Here is a 16,386-nt window from a genome sequence, read left to right as displayed (position 1 = left end):
TGCGAACACGATGACGACCCGCGTCCATTTGACCGTTGATACCGAGTTCAGCATCGCCGGGGCCTTTCGCGAGCCGCAAACCCACCAACCGGTCGGGCCGCCGTCGGTCTACTGCCATCGTAACGGGCGCTCGGAGGGTCTTGGTTATCTGCTGGACACCCTCGACCGGTATGCGATTCGTGCCACCTTCTTTGTCGAGACGCTGAACACGATTTATTTCGGCGACGAGCCGATGGGCGAGATCGCCCACGAGATCGCCGGCCGCGGGCACGATATCCAGCTCCACCTGCACCCCTGCTGGACGTACTTCGGACACCCGGACTGGGTTCAGCGGCTGCAAAGCGACCCGCCGAACGACAATGTCACCCGGCGCAGCGTCGAGGAACTGGCCGACCTGATCGAACAGGGAAGGGCGACGTTCCGCCGCTGGGGGCTGGATGCCCCCAGCGTGCTGCGTACCGGCGGGCTCAAGGTCGACCTGAAGGTCTACGCTGCCATGCGGCAGGCCGGGCTCCCCCGGGCCTCCAATATCGGGCTCGCGATCTATCCGCCGGCCGAGCCGGAGCTGCAGTTGCGGGGCGGCTGCCATGTGATCGACGGGGTACTCGAGTTCCCGGTGACCACCTACACCGATTTCCAGTGGGGGCCGCGGACCCATCTGAAGTCGCTCACCATTACCGGCACCTCCTGGCCGGAGATGCGCAGGCTGCTGTTTCAGGCCCGGCGCCAGGGGCTCAGCGATGTGGTCGTGCTGACGCACCCGTTCGAGTTCGTGCGCTATCGGGACGATCAGCCGACCCCCGGCATCAATCCGTTGACCCGCCGCCGCCTGGAGCGACTGTGCCGGTTTCTGCGGTCGGAACCCGGATTCACCCCGGCCTGCATGGCCGACGTGCTGGCCACGCCCGTGCCTCGCGAGGCGACCCCCATGCTCACCGTCCCCGCAGCCCAGGCGGCACTGCGTGCTTTGGAGAACTGGACCAGTCAGCGGGTGTTCTGGGGATGAGGGCCGACCATCCAATGGCCGGACATTCGGTGACCCGCTATCCGGTCGAGCGGGTCCGTCTCGCCCTGCGCATCGGCGAGATCACGCTGGGCGACGTCTCGCTGCGAATGTCGGTCGACAACCGCCATTTCCTGCAGCGCCCGGCGGCCCAGGCCCCGTACGCCGGGGATGCCGTCGCCGATGGCCACCTGGCCCGCTCGCAGCCCGTCGAGGGGCCGTTGCCGCGGCTGTCGTGGGTGGCGGGCTATCTGCGCTACGTCCCCAGCCAGTACATGCGCCACTACATCGATCTCGACATGGGCTGGGCGGGTTATCAGGCGAAGTTCTCCTCCAAGTCCCGCCAGACGATGCGGCGCAAGGTACGCAAGTTCGCCGATGCCTCCGGGGGCACGATCGACTGGCGCACCTATCGCACACCGGAGGAGATCGAGACCTTTCGCAGCCTCGCGCGCGAGGTCTCGCGGCTGACCTACCAGGAGCGCCTGCTGAACGCCGGCCTCCCGGACGATGACGCGTTCGCCGAGCGCAGCGCGCGGCTGGCCGCTGCCGACCAGGTGCGGGCCTACCTCCTGTTCCTGGACGGCGAGCCGGTGGCTTATCTGTATTGCCCGGCCCGCGACTCGGCCCTGGTCTACGCCTACCTGGGCTACCACCCGAAGGTGGCCGCCCTGTCGCCGGGCACGGTACTGCAATGGCTGGTGCTGGAATCCCTGTTCCAGGAGGGCCGGTTTCGCTATTTCGATTTCGCCCCGGGCGACAGCCCGCACAAGGCCCTGTTCGGCTCCGCCCACCAGCTGTGTGCGGATGTCTATTACCTGCGGCGTCGCCCGCGCCCGCTCGCCCTGGGTCTTGCCCATGCCGCCACCACGCTGGCTTCGGACGTCGTCTCCGCGGCCCTGTCCCGGCTCGGTCTCAAGCAGTCGCTGAAGCGTTTCCTGCGCCGCGGCGGGGCCAGCAGCCCCGTCGGCCATGATCGGGAGGTGATCAAGAAATGATCCTGAAACGCCATTTCCGCAAGGCCTACACCTGCGCCAGGGGCTACTACCTGGCGGTATCGCAGCCGACCCCGGACGCCCCGCGCGTCACCACCCGGCTGCGCGGCGTACTCAAGGCTCGGTTTCAGCATCGCATCGGGCCGCGCTATTACTCGCTCTTCCGCCTGGCAGCGGTCGAATCCGCGCGGTGGGACGACTACGTGATCGACAACGAAGCCTACCGAGACCACTTCCGTGCGTGCAGCGCCGAGCGGTACCGACGCATCCTCAACCACAAGAGCCTGTTTTTTGAGCACTGCCAGCGCCATGGTCTGCCCACCCCTACGTTGCGGGCCATTATCCCGACGAGCGCCGCCAAGCCGGCTGGAGATGGTCTCGATATTGCCGGGCCGGTCACCCCAAACGTCCAGCGGTGGCTGGAGCGCCTTGGCGATGGCACCGATGACTTGTTCATCAAGACCGATGACGGGTCGTATGGCGACGGGGCATTTTCTGCCACTCGGCGGGGTGATCGCTGGGAATACTGCGGCAGGACCACGACCCTCAGCGACCTGTTCCATTTCGTCCGTGAGCGAGCCGACCAGAGCCGCAGGCCCTACATCGCCCAGTCGCGCATCCATGTCCATCACGGGCTCCGGCACCTGATGTCGCCCACGGCCGTGGGCTGTGTGCGGATCGTGACCTACATGAAGGATGGCGAGGTCCATTTCTTTCGCGCCGAGATCAAGCTGACCGCGGGGGAGGGGGATATCGACAACTTCGTGCTGGGAACCACTGGCAATGTGGTTGCGGCGGTGGATATCGACAGTGGTCGGATGTCGGTTGGCTATGCCTCGCGCAGTCCCGCCTGGCCGGTCATCCAGCCGGTGACTGAGCATCCGGATACCGGCGAGCCTATCGAGGGCACTCCGGTGCCGCTGTGGGACGAGGTCAAGGCGCTCGCGCTCCAGGCCCAGCGCAGCCTGCCCGAGGTCAGGACGGTTGGCTGGGACATCGCGATTACCCCGGACGGGCCCGTGATCCTGGAAGGCAACTCGACCTACGGGCTGGATATCCTGCAGATCGCGCACCAGCGCGGGTTCAAGCGGGAGATGGAGCAGATCTTTCGTGGGTGACATCCGCCCGCTCGATCAAGATCGGGAGGTGATCAAGAAATGATCCTGAAACGCCACCTACGCAAGGCCTACTCCTGTGCCAGGGGCTACTACCTGGCGGTATCGCAGCCGACCCCCGATGCCCCGCGCGTCACGACCCGAATGCACGGCGTCCTCAAAGCCCGATTCCGGCATCGCATCGGACCGCGTCATTACTCGCTCTTCCGCCTGGCCACGGTGGACCCTTCGCACTGGCAGGACTATGTGATCGACAACAAGGCGTACGGCGATCACTTCCGTGCAATCAGTGCGGAGCGTCATCGAAGCACCGTGAGTCGAAAGAGCTTGTTCTTTGCTCACTGCGTGCGCCATGGGCTGCCAACCCCGCCGGTGCAGGCGATCATCCCCCCTGGCCATGAAACCCCTCCCGTGGAGGGCAGTCCCGAGGGGGCGGGGACGGTTGTCACAAGCGCCCGCCGCTGGCTGGAAGTGTTGCAGGCCGGTGAGGAGGACCTGTTCATCAAGCCCGATGACGGCGCGTATGGCGACGGGGCATTTTCTGCCACTCGACGGAATGATCGTTGGCATTACTGCGGTCGGGTCACGGCTCTGAGCGACCTGTTCTATTTCGTACGGGCGCGTGCCAGCCAGAGCCAGACCTGTTTCATCGCCCAGTCGCGCATCCAGCCCCATGACAAACTCAGCGGCTTGATGTCCCCCACGGCCGTGGGCTGTGTGCGGATCGTGACCTACATGCGTGACGGTAAGGCCCGCCTGTTCTGTGCCGAGATCAAGCTGACCGCGGGTGAGGGAGACACCGACAATTTCGGGCTGGCGGCCAACGGAAACATGGTTGCTGCCGTGGATATGGACAGCGGTCGGTTGTCTCTTGGATATACCTCGCGCAGTCCAGCGTGGCCGGTCATCCAGCCGGTGACCGAGCACCCGGATACCGGCGAGCCTATCGAGGGCACTCCGCTGCCGCTGTGGGAGGAGGTCAAGGCTCTCGCGCTGCAAGCCCAGCGTAGCCTGCCCGAGGTCAAGACGATCGGCTGGGACATCGCGATTACGCCCGAGGGCCCGCTAATCCTCGAGGGCAACACGACCTATGGGCTGGCCAGCCTCCAGATCGCGCATCAGCGCGGGTTCAGGCGGGAGATGGAGCAGATCTTTCGCGGGTAGTTTCTCGCTCTTGTTTCGCTAGAGCAGGAACGGCAGCGGATCGCGCATTGCCTGCCACAGGCCGCGCAGGTTGTACGGGGCGATCCCGCGCCACTGGCGGGGCTGCCAGAGCAGGTGTTTCAGCAGGTGGCTGTGCAGGTGGTAGGCACCGGCCGCGGGGGAGGCGCGCACCGCCGGGCTCCCCGCGGCCAGCGCAAAACCCGCCTCGACGAAATTGATCCCGGCCCACAGCGAGGCCTGCAGGGTGTACCAAAAGCGCGGATTGCACTCGAGTACGCGCACGTCCCCGGTCGATTCGTCCACGCGCAGGTCGATATTCGCCACGCCGGTATAGTTCGCCGCCCGGACGATCCGGCGACCGATCTCCAGCAGCCGCTCGTCGGTGAAGAATTCCAGCGAACAGGGATTCCGGCGCGATTGCAGGAGATGGCAGACCACTTCCCCATCCCGGGCCAGCAGGCTCAGGTCCGCGTCGAATCCGGGCACATATTCCTGCACCACCAGCGGGAATTGGGCATGGCGGCCACCTCTCTCCAGGTGGGCCTCGATGTCCTCGAGCCGCTTCGCCTGAAGGATTCCATGGCTGGATTCGCCGTACAGCGGTTTGACCACGACTGGGAACGCCATTCCGGCATCCTGCAGATGCTCCAGGTCTGCGGGGCTTTCGAGGTGCAGGGCCCTTGGACACGGGATTCCATGGGTCTCCATGAAACGTTGAAAGGTCCATTTGTCGTCCAGCATGCCCAGCACCTCCAGGCTGCTGGAGGGAAAGGCCGTCACGCCCGGCAGGCGCGGTGCGAGCGCGTGGACTACGCCGGCCCCCAGGATGTCGGCCCCGACCATCCCGTCGATACGGTGTCGTGTGCAGTAGTCGCGCAGGTGGTCGCCAAAGGCTTCCAGGGTTTCCGGCTGGGTGTCCGGCAGGGGCATGCGCTGGTAGCGATCGCGGTACCGGGAGTGACGGGCGGCCCCCGGGGACTTGAGCTCCAGCAGGTGGATCTCGGCGCCGAGGTGCTGCAGGCAGTACAGCACCTTCAGGGCAAGCGGCGACCCGTCCGAGAACACCGCGACGCGCTGCGGCATGGGCGTCTCGGTCATACCGGCAGGCGAAGTTGAATGCGCCGGGAGAACGGGCAGATCTCGATATAGGAGCCGGCGACCCGCCAGCCGGTTTTTTCGCTCACCCGGATCGAACTCTTGTGGCTGTGCCAGATGCGGCTGTACAGGCGGGTGAAGCCCCGCTGCGACATCAGGTAGGCCGTCTGCCTTTTCAGCAGGGCCGCATACCCCTGCCCGCGATGCTGGGGCAGGGTGTACAGCCCGGTCGATTTCGCCGCCCCCTCGGGAAGTCTCCAGCTGCGCCCCTGGCGCTCGGCCTCGTAACGCGCGCCCCACCAGTACCATTGCACTGCCACGAGTTCACCGTCGCGAAAAAGGCCGAACCCCTGGGCCCCTTCGCCTCCGAACTCCCGACGCTGGAGCAGCCCTTCATCCACCACGCCGTCCAGGTCCTCGGGGGTGATCGGCTCGACCCGGATACCTTCGGGCAGTTCGGCCGCGGGTTGCGGGAGGTCGATATAAAAGACCTTCCAGTACTGGTAATCGCCCAGCCCCAGGTGCAGGGCCTCCTTTAAAAGGCTGCGCGGACTATAAACATTGACGGTGGCCACACGCTTCCCCCATTGCAGACTTCGCTGACGACAGCGACTGCCGAGCAAGACCTTCCTGAGTTCCGGCGCACGTAGTGTCGCAAGCGTGGTTGGCAGATTGATTTCAAATCAACTGCCTATAAAGGCGGTGTCGGCTACGTGCCCATGTGTCGCCAGAAAGCGATCCTGAATCATCGTATCCCTAGCATATATCGCGTTGTTGCAACTGTCGGTACGGTTTTTTTGGTACGCGACAGGCCTTTTCGCGCCGTTTTGAACTGCTAATCTGAAACGTCCGGATTCGGCCTTTTGCAGGAATGGCGTGGTTGCTCGTTCAGACCTGGAAAACGGGATTCTCTTGCGCCAGCGGGAGCAAGTGCGTTCAGGCGTTTACTTTTAGTCGTGGAGTCCATCGTGGGTAAAGTCTCGGGGTTATTGGCATCCGCGCTTTATCGCTCTAATCACATCGTGCGGCACTTCTTCCGCTCAGATGTGTGGGGCCAGTTTCAGGCGGCCGCCAACCACTACGGTTCCTCGACACCGGCCATCGCCTGGAAGGCGCTTCGGCTGTACGGCGCCGGTCGATTTCTGCCGGGTGAGTCGTTGTGCCGGGGTCTGCTGGACCCGCGGCTTCCGATGAACGAGCATCTGGCCCACGTCAGTGAGGAGCGCCTGCACGGGCTCCAGCATGCGGTGAACTCGCCGCATGCGGCGATGTGTCGCGACAAGCTCATGTTCCACGACTTCTGTCGCAGCCATGACCTCCCTGTGGCCGACCTGCTCGGGGTCGTTTCGCGTCATGGTTCGCGTGACGCCGACGGAGAGCCGCTCTCAACGCCCGCGCAATGGGAGGCCTTTGTGCGGCGGCTACCCGCAGCATTTCTGGCCAAGCCCAGACACGGCCGCCAGGGACACGGGATCGTCGCGCTGCGGCTGGATTCACGGGAGGAGGCCGGACTGCCCGAGTTCGCGAAGGAGGTCGCCGGTCTGGCCGATGATGGCGAGGATCGCATCCTCGAGCAGCGCCTGCGCAGCCATGATCGTGTCGCTGAACTAACCGGAACCCGTTCCATATCGGCATTGCGGCTGTTCACCCGGGTCAGCCCGGAAGGGGAGCCGGAGGTGCTGGACTGTCACTTCCGCCTGATTGTCGGCGATTCGGTAACCGATAACATCAGTGACCCGTGCACCGGACGTTTTACGGCCAACGTGGTGGCCCTGCCACAGCTCGAAGATGGGCGGCTGGGCACGGCCTGGGCGTTCAACGCCAATGGTCTGGGCTATGACTGGGTCACCCACCATCCGACCACGGGTGCCTTGATCGAAGGATTCGAGGTCCCGTTCTGGGTGGAGGCCCTGCAGCTGGTCAAGGCCGCGGCAAGGGACCTCCTGCCGATCCGGACCGCCGGCTGGGACGTGGCCCTGACCCCGAACGGCCCAGTCCTGATCGAGGTGAACGAGCGTTTTCAGCACGTCGGGTTTGGCGATGGCATTCAGCGTATCCGGCAGGCCCTGCTGGCGGACAAACGCTATCTGGAAACCGGCGGCCTCTCGTGCCCTCCTTCGTCTTCGCAGCTGCATTAGCCGCCATGCCCTCGCTGTCAGCTCATTGCGCGGATCGGCGAAAAGGCCTCCAGGTCCACCGGGATCCCTTGGGGAGCATACGATGGCGTTCGTAGAGGTTATCGGTCGCCAGTGCCTGGGGCAGGCTTCCCATCATCTGGAGTTCGACTGGGTCGCCGGAGGCCCGACACTCGTCGCGGGCTGGTCATTCGACGGGGCGAGTCTCTCCGTTTCGGCGGATCGGCTCGGGTTCATCCCGCTGTTCTATGCCCGCGAGGGCCGTCGCCTGATTGTGGCCGATTCCCTGCAGGAGGTCGCGGCGCGCTTGTCGGCGCCCACTTTTGACGACGAAGCCATCGCGGTCTTCATGGCCCTGGGCTATCTGGTGGGTGATCAGACTCCGCTGGCGGGCGTGAAAGTCCTGATGCCGGGAGAGACCCTGCTGTGGCGCGAGGGTGTGCTCTCCGGCGAGCGTTCCGCCATCCCCCTGATGGCCGCTTTTCCCGGAGATCCGCACGAGGCGCGGACACGGTTCGCGGAACTCTTTGCGCGGGCCATCGAACGACGCGCCGCTGGAGGCGTGGGGCGCCTGCCTTTGTCCGGCGGCCGCGACTCGCGCCATATCTGCCTGGAACTGGCACGCCAGGGCACCCCCCCGCCCCGAACGCTCGTCCTGCAGGCGAAGAGTGGGGACGAGACTGGTGCGGCGCAGGCGGTGTCCCGGCACCTGGACATCGAGTGTCAGGTGATCGAGATGTCCCAGGATCGCGTCGCCGCAGAATGGCAAAAGAATCGCCTGAACCACTACTCCACGGATGAAAACAGCTGGTATCTCGAGCTGCTGCCCTATCTGGACGGCCCGGTCTTCGATGGCCTGGCCGGCGATATCCTGAGCAATGGCAACTATTTCGACGCGCGCATGGCCGAGTGTCTGGACGCCGGCGACCTCGCAGGCGCGACCAATCGCTTGCTGGCGGGGGGCAGCTATACCGCGTTCCTGAAGCGCCCGTTTCAGGAGCGCTGGGGCATACAGATCGCCCGTGAGGCGATCAACCGCGAGCTGTCCGCGCACGCCGGTGCGCCCGACCCGGTCAAGTCGTTCCTGTTCTGGAGCCGGATCCGCCGCGAGATCGCCCTGCTGCCGATCGCCATGGCCGGCCAGCAGCACGCGGTATGCCTGCCCTATCAGGATCCCGACGTGCTGGCGTTTCTGCTGAGCCTGCCGTGGCAGTCGTTTGCGATGCGCGCGTTCCATGACGAGGTGATCAAGAGTCACTATCCCCACGCCGCGCACATCCCGTACAGCCAGAAGCCCACGGAGCCGCGCCCACGCGCGGAGTGGACGCGTATCAGCCGCAGTGCGGCCCACCTGGCGCGGCCATTGTTCAATGTGTTCACTCGTCCCGAGCGTGTGGTCGGCTACACCCTCGAGGCCCTGCGCACAGGGCGTACCCGTCCGCTCTCGCCGACCTTCGTCAAGGTGATGCCGCTACTCCAGGCGGTTCAGGAGCTGGGGGTCGACCCTCACCGCCACCAGGCGGCTGCCCACCCAACCGGAAAGGCTGCCTGATGCGCCGGCTCGCGCGTCGAAGCACCGTCTGGTTGCCGGCCATCCTCGCGCTGGCGCTTGCGACCAGCCAGGCAGCGGCCAGTGACAGCGCGTTGGGGCGGATGGCGGCGAGCCTGCAGCCGGGGGAACTGGCCCCCCTCGATGCCGGTTTGCCCGAGGGGTTCCAGCGCTATCACGACTTTCTGCGTGCCTACTCGATCGATCCGGATACCTGGAACGACAGCGCCCACTGGGATGCCGAGCGGCGCCAGCTCTTCATGTATGGCGACCGTGGATCACGGCCGGTATTCATTGCCTACCGCGAAGACGGCCATGAGTGGCAGCACCTGTCCGCCGAGGGCCCACCCCCCTTCGCGCATGTCTATGGCGGGGTGGCACTCGATCCCGAGCGAGGGCATTACTACAAGATCAGTGCTGGCCGCTCGCAGCGCACCCTGCATCGCTATTCCATCGCGGAGGATCGCTGGGAACTCGCGACGCGCAGTTTCCCCGGCCCGGGTGGCGGCTGGGAACATACCGACCCGATCGAGTGGCATGACGCCCTGGACCAGCTGATCTACCTCCGCGAGGGCCAGGTCTATGGCCTCCGCGATGGCCGCTGGGTCGAACACGGCAAGGTCGCGGTGGACGGCTATCACTCCTCCGCCCAGTACAACCGCGTGCGCGACGAGATGCTGCTCATCGGTGGTAACAAGTCCCGCAACAAGGTCTCCCTGCTCGATGGCAACGGCCACGTGCGCGACCTCGGCGACGCCCCGTTCGTGTTCGGGATCATGAACGAGAGCCTGACCTACGATCCGCAAACGGGGAACTATCTGGTGCTGCGGGCCGGGCGGGTGCGCGAGTTGTGGGAGCTCGACCCGGACAAGGACGAATGGCGCAAGGCGGCCGACTGGAGCGGCCAGCGCTGGCCGTTTGATCGCTATGGCGGGATCGTGCCGGTGCCGATCGACGACTTCGGGGTGATCCTCTGGCTCAACCAGGCCGGCCCGCTGCTGCACCGGCATCAATCGGCGTTCGGTCAGGAGCGGGCGGCCGCCGTCCCGCCACCACGGGCCGAATCACACGCGGCGTTCCTGCAGGTTTCGGCATCGCAGCCCGCGCCGGAGCGACGTTCACAGCTGTACGACATCGCCGAGACCCTGGAACCGGGCGAGTTCCGCCGCGTGGAGACCCAGCTGCCGGACGGAGTCCCGGACATGGCGCGCATGAACAACACCCAGTGGCATGACCCGGACAAGCGCGGCACCTTCGGGGTGGGCTGGACCGACCGCCACATCTTCGATCCGGAGACCGGGCGGCTGTTCAATATCCTGATGCGGGACAATTCCGTTCGTTCGGTAACCTGGCTGGAGCCGGATTTGACCTGGGCCGGCGTCGTGGCCCCTCCGGGGCTCGATTATGACGGGGGCGAACGGCGCCCGTACAACCGCCTGATGGATGGCGGTGATGGCTACCTGTACTTCTCGCCGAGCGAGCCGCGACGCTCCGACATTGGCCGCCTGGTGCGCGCCCCGTACACCGACCCGACGGCCTGGGAGGAGGTCGGCCTGGGTGCCGGCCAGGGCAATGCGCATGCAGTCGGCGATCACTCGACCGTGTGGCATCCCGATATCGAGAAATTCGTCCTCTATACGCTGGGCTCCGCCAGCTACGACCTTATACCGGGTGACGGCATCGAGGCCCACACGATGGGGCAGGTCCGTGTCTGGGGGCATGGCGATCGGGCGTGGACCTATCCCCGGAATCACCCGGATTACCGGGGCCCCGAGGGCCGTACCCAGTCCTCCGGGTATGGCGGGACCACGCTCTACAACCCGGTCCACCGCGAGGTGCTGATCTACGGGGGCATGACCCAGTACGGCGGCAACCACCGCCGCGGCGCCGAGGCCACGGCCACCATCGATCGCGAGGGCCGGTTCCAGCGGCACGGGGCCTCCGGACAGGCCTATGTTGCCGGCGGCAGCCGGCTGACCTATCACCCGAAAACCGGGGACTACATCCTGCTGCAGAACAATGCGCGGCAGATGTACATCGGCGACCCGCCGCGCGGGAAGCCCTGGCGGCTTATGCACAACTGGCAGCAGGTGGATTTTGCCGATCGCCCGTTTGACCGCTACGAGAACTGGCATCGCGTCACCCCACTGCCCGGGACGGATGTGCTGATCTGGTCCGACCTGCGCCGCGGGATCATCCTGCAGCGCCTGCCCGAGGGTGACTAGGGAGACGCGGATTGAATCCCGCGTCTCCCTCACGTTCCGGGGGCGGGTATTCAGTCGCTCCAGCCAAGCGTCAGTCGGTGGGCATAGGGGCCCGGGGGCAGCGGTTTCGGCGGTAGTGCGCAGCCCAGGCCGGGGATGGTCGAGGGCAGGGGGATCTGGACGATCGAGCGTCCGGATGCGGGAAAGAGCACTTCGGTCCACTGACCGGTCACCGGATCCTGCTGCTGAAAGCGCCGCACACTCGGGCCGTTGTCGACCACCAGCGCATGGCCGCCCGGGTTCAGGTAGTGGACCGGGACCTCGCCTCGGCATTCCAGCGCGACCTCCTGGCGCAGTGTGGGCCCGGCGGGGTCCAGCCAGAACGTGATGCGGCCGAACAGGACGGACGAGCGCGGGCGCCGCAGGGCCTCCCCGCGTCCGACGGCCCCGCCGAACCAGCGCCAGTCCAGCGCGGCCAGGCCGCGCCTCCAGAGGGTGCGGGCCGCTGCCCGCAGCACGGGGACCGCGTGGCCATCTTCCAGCCGTACCCGTACGGCGGCCCCCGCCGTATCCACCGTCACCGAGCGAAAATCGGCCAGGGCCCAGAACTGGTCGCCGATCCGAAACAAAGGTACCCAGCCGGCCAGGGCCGGGTTGCGCAGCAGCGCTTCGGCCTCGACCCGTACCGCCGGCGGGCACAGGATCCGGTCGCGGTGGCGAATGTGAAAGGGCTGACCACCGGCATAGCGCAGCTCGGCCACGTCGCGGCTGAACGCCTGTTGCGCTTGCCCGCGGGTGCTGATCAGGGCACACAGGTCCGGCCCGGCCCGGGCGCACAGTACGCCCGCCTGCAGATCCTGCTGGCAGGCGCCGGTCCGCCCTCCTGCCCATTGAAGATCCTCGACGATCTCCGGCGTCCCCTCGCGGCGCCGCCGGTCGCCGGCCCATGCCAGGACCGCAGCGGCCCAGGCGTTGTAGACCGACAGGTGCATGTAGTTGTCCCATCCCGCGGGACGGTTCCCGGGTGTGGAGGCACGATCCGCGGGCGTCAGACCCAGCAGACCGTCGCCTCTGCGTTGCCGCTCCCATCGCGCCAGCACGCCACGCAGCATCTGCCCGGCCGGGGCGTCCGTCTGCTGTGCCCCGGCCAGCCCGAGCAGATCCAGGCTGCCCACCAGGCAGGCGTCGCCGAACAGGGAGTGGGTGCTGCGGCCAAGACCTCCCGCGTACTCTCCGCCGTCCCAGGTCAGCGCGACCCAGCCATATAGGCGCTGGGTGAGCGTTGCCAGCGCGGGCGTGGGTGCGTAACACAGCGCAATCGAGGCGATCAGCAAGGCCTTGTGGTGGTACGCCATCGGGGTGGCCACGCCCCGTGGCCCCGGGCGGGCCGGATAGTCGATAAAACCGCCGCTGGCGGTCGTCCAGCGTTCCAGCAATGCGGCCAGCCGAGCCGCCGCATGGTCACGTGGGCGGCCGGGCCGGGCCTCAACCAGACGGCAAAGCTGGGCCAGCAGGGTCCAGTTATTCGACGGATAGTGTCGACTCGGATGGCACCGTTGCAGCGCCTCGTCGAGCATCGTTTCCAGTGCGGGCGTGACAGGTTGTACCCCCGCGATGACCCGTTCCCGCAACAACAGCAGCAACAGGCGGTTGAACGGTGCGTGCCCGGCGTGGCGGCCACAGCGCGTGAGCCAGGCCCGCAATGGCCAGCCCCACTGTTCCATCTCGGGGCCACCCTGCAGGTACAGCGCCAGGGTCGCACTGGTCTGGCCGTAATGGTCCGCGGGGCTCGGCGCCTGCTCGATGGGGTCCCAGAGCCCGGTGTCCGGTCGCACATGGGCTGCGACCGCCTGGGCAAGGCGCTCGGCCCACGGCTGGAGCGTGGAGGCGCCCAAGGTGACGACCTTACCCATGAGCGTGCGTGTACATGAATCCGTGTTTCCCTAGCGCGAGATGCCGGGCGCCCCGGTGGCGCTGTCGGGTTCGGCTCGCGTCGGGAACGTGTTCGCCTGGACTGGTGCGGACACGGGCGCCTCGGCCACGCGGGGTGCTTCTTCCAGTTCGCGGCGCATGATGACGGCCAGGGCGATGAACGCGAACAGCAGGTTGAAGTAGATCACGTCGAGGAAGGCCCCGGCAGCCAGGTAGCCGAGCAACCCCACCTGGATGGCCCAGGCGTATTCCGCCAGCCAGATCTGCCCCGTCTCGAGCCGGGCTCGCTTGCGGATCCGGTTCAGCGAAAAGAACGTGAAGCCGACCAGCAGCAGGAAGGTGGCGAGTCCACCAAAGCCATGTTCGCCCATCAGGCCGAAATAGATGCTGTGCGGCGACAGCACGTGGCGCCAGTCCCCCTCGAAATTCGCGTAGCCGACCCACCAGTCATAGCCGAGGTGGTGGTTGCGAAAGCCCATCCCGGTAAGCGGTCGCTCGGTGGCCATGTTCCAGTTCACGCCCCACGCCTGGATGCGCTGCATGGCGGAACGGTCTTCCTCGTAGGTCTCGATCGTGCCCCAGCGATCCAGCAGACGATCCGGCGCGGTCACTCCAATCACCCCGAAGACCAGCACGCCGGCCATCACCATCGCCAGCTTGTGGCGCATGTGCCAGAACAGGAACGGCGCGACCACCAGGATCCCCAGCAGGGCCCCGCGGGAATAGGTCGCGAGGATCGCGATGGCAGTCAGCCAGAACACGCCGTATACGCCCCAGCTGATCGGCCGGTAGAAGCGCTCCAGGCCCGGGATCTCGAGATCCACCCAGCGCTCGCGGAACAGCCGCGCGCTGATCAGGATCAGCGGCAGCACCATCACCATTGCCAGCCCGATGTACGTGTTCCCGGACAGATAGGAGCCCGGAGGGCCCAGCACCATGTACTGCCCGCCCGTGGACAGCGTGAACAGGCCGCCCTTGAACCCGAAAAATGCGATGGAGAATGTAATAACTAATAACAGCCAGACGATGCGAAGCTGACCGAATATCAGCATGGGTGTGATAAATGTAATCAAGAGGATCTTAAAAACGTGCTGCCAGAAGTCCCATGCACCGCTGGAATTTACCGCAAAATACGAAGTCATGGTGATGTAGCCGAGAAACACCCATAACATCACCATCTCGCGCGTCATCGGCATCGGCCGTCGATCCTTGGCCAGAAACAGCGCGGCCAGCGTTGTCATGCCAATGACGGCGGCTACGGGGAAGCTGCGCATGAACGACCAAGTGAGGCCATGCGGGGCCATCAGGCCGACCCAGAACCAGGCGGGGATGCCGACCCAGGGCCTTGCCAGGATCACCGGGATCAACACCATGATTATAAAAAACAGCAGGTAGTCGCGCATCGCAGAGAATTCCGCTATACAGCAGTACGTGCGTGTCGATTCGAGTTTCGACACATGAAAACGGCGATAGTGTTCGGCCCACTCGAAGAGTAGCCTATTTACCGAACGAGTGGGTATGGGGTTGTAAAAGATTCGTACTCGGCTGCGTGCCGAATCCACCTTGACGGAGTCCGTTCTGATCATGCGTCACACCACCCTGCTGCACGAAGGCGTTTTGCACAGCGCCGAGCGAAACCCAATGGCCTCGGCCATCACCCATCGGGGGGTCACGCAGTCATACGAGGCGGCCGCCAGCGACATCGAGAACGCAGCCCGACGGCTGCTCGCCACCGGGCTTCAGCGACAGGACCGGGTTGCGGTGTATCTGGACAAATGTCCGGAGGCGGTCCATGCGATGTTCGGGGCCTCGCGGGCGGGAGGGGTGATGGTCCCCGTCAACCCGCTGCTGAAGGCCTCGCAGGTCGCGCACATCCTTCAGGACTGCCGGGTGCGAATCCTGGTCACGTCCGCAGTGCGCTATGCCGCGCTGCGCGATGCCCTGGCGCAATGCCCGGAACTGGACACCATCCTGTTCGTGGACACACCGCCTGACGCCGAAACATCGGGCGGGCCGCGGCTCGAGGCCTGGCAGTCGGCGGCGGATTTCGGGCTGGGCAGGCCGGCCCATCGGGTCATCGACACGGACATGGCGGCGATCCTCTACACCTCCGGCAGCACCGGGCGACCCAAGGGCGTGGTGCTGTCGCACCGCAACCTGGTGGCCGGAGCGCAAAGCGTCGCGCACTATCTGCACAATCGTGCGGAGGACCGCATCCTCTGCGTGCTGCCGTTCAGCTTCGATTACGGCTTCAGTCAGTTGACCACCGCGTTCCTGACCGGGGCCCATGCCACCCTGCTCAATTACCTCCTGCCCCGCGACGTTCTGAAGGCGGTGAGCCAGGGCGGGATCACCGGGCTGGCGGCGGTGCCACCGCTGTGGATCCAGCTGGCCGAGATGGAGTGGCCGGAGGCCGCGCGGCGATCCCTGCGCTACATCACGAACTCGGGCGGCGCGATGCCCCTGAAGACCCTGAAGCGCCTGCGGGCGCACCTGCCGCGCACCCAGGTCTATCTGATGTACGGCCTCACGGAGGCCTTCCGTTCGACCTATCTGCCGCCCGAGGAGGTCGATCGTCGCCCCGACTCCATGGGGCGGGCCATACCCAATGCCGAGGTGATGGTCGTGCGCGAGGACGGCAGCCGCTGCGCCCCCGGAGAGCCCGGGGAACTGGTCCATCGCGGGGCCCTGGTCGCGATGGGCTACTGGAACGATGCCGCGCGCACGGCCCAGCGCTTCCGTCCCGCGCCGGGACAACCCGAAGGCCTGCCGGGCCAGGAGATGGCCGTGTGGTCCGGTGACACGGTGCGGATGGACGAGGATGGATATCTGTACTTCGTCGGCCGGCGCGACGAGATGATCAAGACCTCGGGGTACCGGGTGAGCCCGGTGGAGATCGAGGAGGTCGCCTATGCCACGGGGCTGGTGACCGAGGGGGCGGCGCTGGGTATCGCGCATCCGCAGCTGGGCCAGGCGGTCGTCCTGGTCGCGCTGCCCGCCGAACCCTCGGTGACCCATGACCAGCTGATGGCACTGCTGCGCGAGCGCTTGCCGGCCTTCATGGTACCCAGCCACCTGGAGCTGCGGTCGCAGTCCCTGCCCCGCAATGGCAACGGCAAGATTGACCGCAAGGCGCTGGCGGCCGAGTTCGAGGGCCTGTTCCAGGCGGTCGCCCTGTCATGAACCGGGAGGTA

At 66.1% G+C, this 16,386-nt stretch carries 12 protein-coding genes; 8 read left to right on the top strand and 4 right to left on the bottom strand.

Annotated features, from left to right (window positions below; all coding sequences use genetic code 11):
• The first annotated feature begins 10 nt into the window (after positions 1 to 10).
• The 4 genes from C936_RS0101760 to C936_RS0101745 are packed head-to-tail and all read left to right on the top strand — an operon-like array spanning position 11 to position 4,277.
• Positions 11 to 1,006 (top strand): polysaccharide deacetylase family protein, encoded by a 996-nt coding sequence (locus tag C936_RS0101760; RefSeq protein WP_018175032.1) that lies wholly within the window; start codon positions 11 to 13, stop codon positions 1,004 to 1,006.
• On the top strand, positions 1,003 to 2,001 hold the full coding sequence (locus C936_RS0101755; protein WP_026278798.1) for a GNAT family N-acetyltransferase: 999 nt from the start codon (positions 1,003 to 1,005) through the stop codon (positions 1,999 to 2,001). Before C936_RS0101760 ends, C936_RS0101755 begins: the two co-directional genes overlap by 4 nt.
• Positions 1,998 to 3,116 carry a sugar-transfer associated ATP-grasp domain-containing protein gene (locus C936_RS0101750; RefSeq protein WP_018175030.1) on the top strand — a complete coding sequence of 373 codons (1,119 nt, stop codon included), beginning with the start codon at positions 1,998 to 2,000 and terminating at the stop codon, positions 3,114 to 3,116. Before C936_RS0101755 ends, C936_RS0101750 begins: the two co-directional genes overlap by 4 nt.
• A gap of 39 nt (positions 3,117 to 3,155) precedes the next feature.
• Entirely contained in the window at positions 3,156 to 4,277 is a 1,122-nt protein-coding gene (locus tag C936_RS0101745) for a sugar-transfer associated ATP-grasp domain-containing protein (RefSeq protein WP_018175029.1), read from the top strand.
• Between the two features lie 18 nt (positions 4,278 to 4,295).
• Here the strand turns inward: C936_RS0101745 and C936_RS0101740 are convergent, their stop codons facing one another.
• Together C936_RS0101740 and C936_RS0101735 are read right to left on the bottom strand one after the other, a co-directional pair.
• Entirely contained in the window at positions 4,296 to 5,360 is a 1,065-nt protein-coding gene (locus C936_RS0101740; protein WP_018175028.1) for an ATP-grasp domain-containing protein, read from the bottom strand.
• Positions 5,361 to 5,371: 11 nt separating this feature from the next.
• Entirely contained in the window at positions 5,372 to 5,947 is a 576-nt protein-coding gene (locus tag C936_RS0101735; protein ID WP_018175027.1) for a GNAT family N-acetyltransferase, read from the bottom strand.
• A 447-nt stretch (positions 5,948 to 6,394) separates the two neighbouring features.
• Here C936_RS0101735 and C936_RS0101730 point away from each other — a divergent pair, with 447 nt between their 5' ends.
• The 3 genes from C936_RS0101730 (at position 6,395) to C936_RS0101720 (ending at position 11,281) form a co-directional block, all read left to right on the top strand.
• Positions 6,395 to 7,510, top strand: coding sequence for a sugar-transfer associated ATP-grasp domain-containing protein (locus tag C936_RS0101730; protein ID WP_018175026.1), 1,116 nt, complete (start codon positions 6,395 to 6,397; stop codon positions 7,508 to 7,510).
• Positions 7,511 to 7,592: 82 nt separating this feature from the next.
• Positions 7,593 to 9,059 (top strand): asparagine synthase-related protein, encoded by a 1,467-nt coding sequence (locus tag C936_RS0101725; RefSeq protein WP_018175025.1) that lies wholly within the window; start codon positions 7,593 to 7,595, stop codon positions 9,057 to 9,059.
• Entirely contained in the window at positions 9,059 to 11,281 is a 2,223-nt protein-coding gene (locus C936_RS0101720) for a hypothetical protein (RefSeq protein ID WP_018649128.1), read from the top strand. The genes C936_RS0101725 and C936_RS0101720 overlap by 1 nt, the downstream gene beginning before the upstream one ends.
• A 50-nt stretch (positions 11,282 to 11,331) precedes the next feature.
• On the opposite strand, the gene C936_RS0101715 is transcribed toward C936_RS0101720, so the two are convergent.
• The gene (locus C936_RS0101715; RefSeq protein ID WP_018175023.1) at positions 11,332 to 13,173 is read right to left on the bottom strand and encodes a hypothetical protein; all 1,842 of its coding nucleotides are present in this window, start codon (positions 13,171 to 13,173) and stop codon (positions 11,332 to 11,334) included.
• Between the two features lie 30 nt (positions 13,174 to 13,203).
• Positions 13,204 to 14,595 (bottom strand): putative O-glycosylation ligase, exosortase A system-associated, encoded by a 1,392-nt coding sequence (locus tag C936_RS0101710; RefSeq protein ID WP_018175022.1) that lies wholly within the window; start codon positions 14,593 to 14,595, stop codon positions 13,204 to 13,206.
• 181 nt (positions 14,596 to 14,776) lie between these two features.
• Here C936_RS0101710 and C936_RS0101705 point away from each other — a divergent pair, with 181 nt between their 5' ends.
• The gene (locus tag C936_RS0101705; protein ID WP_018175021.1) at positions 14,777 to 16,375 is read left to right on the top strand and encodes an acyl-CoA ligase (AMP-forming), exosortase A system-associated; all 1,599 of its coding nucleotides are present in this window, start codon (positions 14,777 to 14,779) and stop codon (positions 16,373 to 16,375) included.
• Positions 16,376 to 16,386: the final 11 nt, after the last annotated feature.

The organism is Thioalkalivibrio sp. ALJ4 (genome assembly GCF_000377225.1).
Lineage (GTDB): Bacteria > Pseudomonadota > Gammaproteobacteria > Ectothiorhodospirales > Ectothiorhodospiraceae > Thioalkalivibrio.
Note: the sequence above shows the minus strand (reverse complement) of the source record. Positions and strands in the feature narration are given on the sequence as shown.

What these genes read in the sequence shown, in the direction of transcription:
- C936_RS0101720 (WP_018649128.1), top strand. Translation starts at nt 9,059, where the DNA reads ATGCGCCGGCTCGCGCGTCGAAGCACCGTCTGGTTGCCGGCCATCCTC.
- C936_RS0101710 (WP_018175022.1), bottom strand. Translation starts at nt 14,595, where the DNA reads ATGCGCGACTACCTGCTGTTTTTTATAATCATGGTGTTGATCCCGGTG.
- C936_RS0101750 (WP_018175030.1), top strand. Translation starts at nt 1,998, where the DNA reads ATGATCCTGAAACGCCATTTCCGCAAGGCCTACACCTGCGCCAGGGGC.
- C936_RS0101745 (WP_018175029.1), top strand. Translation starts at nt 3,156, where the DNA reads ATGATCCTGAAACGCCACCTACGCAAGGCCTACTCCTGTGCCAGGGGC.
- C936_RS0101725 (WP_018175025.1), top strand. Translation starts at nt 7,593, where the DNA reads ATGGCGTTCGTAGAGGTTATCGGTCGCCAGTGCCTGGGGCAGGCTTCC.
- C936_RS0101760 (WP_018175032.1), top strand. Translation starts at nt 11, where the DNA reads ATGACGACCCGCGTCCATTTGACCGTTGATACCGAGTTCAGCATCGCC.
- C936_RS0101740 (WP_018175028.1), bottom strand. Translation starts at nt 5,360, where the DNA reads ATGCCGCAGCGCGTCGCGGTGTTCTCGGACGGGTCGCCGCTTGCCCTG.
- C936_RS0101715 (WP_018175023.1), bottom strand. Translation starts at nt 13,173, where the DNA reads ATGGGTAAGGTCGTCACCTTGGGCGCCTCCACGCTCCAGCCGTGGGCC.
- C936_RS0101755 (WP_026278798.1), top strand. Translation starts at nt 1,003, where the DNA reads ATGAGGGCCGACCATCCAATGGCCGGACATTCGGTGACCCGCTATCCG.
- C936_RS0101705 (WP_018175021.1), top strand. Translation starts at nt 14,777, where the DNA reads ATGCGTCACACCACCCTGCTGCACGAAGGCGTTTTGCACAGCGCCGAG.